The organism is Corallococcus sp. CA053C (assembly GCF_003611675.1).
Taxonomy (GTDB): domain Bacteria; phylum Myxococcota; class Myxococcia; order Myxococcales; family Myxococcaceae; genus Corallococcus.
Map to the genome: position 1 here is coordinate 1 of NZ_RAWA01000870.1, position 463 is coordinate 463.

A 463-nucleotide genomic window follows, 5' to 3' on the forward strand; every position below is an offset into this window, starting at 1 on the left:
ATCTACTACTCCGGGAACAGCCAAGGGGGCGACGTGCCCGCCATTTTCCCATAGCGGGTCGGGCGGGGCACGCGGGCCACAGGAACGCTAGACTGCCAGGTCAGCCCGCCCAGCGCCTGCACGGGAATACGCCTTGAACCGATTGCGATCATTCTTCAGTGCGTACCCCATCAAGTTCGCGATGGCCGCCAAGCTTTACGTGCTCTGCCTGTATCTGCCCGTAGCCCTCCGCCTGGTCGAATTCGGGCGCCGTCTGGGCCCGCCCGAGGCCTCACGTGAAATCGGCTACGCGCTGGCGGAGCTCGGTTTCAGGCTGAGTCTCTTCGCCGGAGCGGCGGTACTGGTGTCGATGCTGCTGTTCGGGCGTCGCGGCGCGCTGCGGATCCGCCACCCGGTGATCGCTTCGATCGCCTTTTTCGGGTTGCTCGTCGTGCTGGATCGCGCCATGCGCATTCCGATGGCG

General features: G+C 65.4%; 1 protein-coding gene. It reads left to right on the plus strand.

The genetic code is table 11. From position 1 onward, the window contains the following. Positions 1–181: 181 nt before the first annotated feature. The coding region (locus D7V97_RS43655) for a hypothetical protein (RefSeq protein ID WP_199729265.1) at positions 182–463 on the plus strand (282 nt) is incomplete at its 3' end.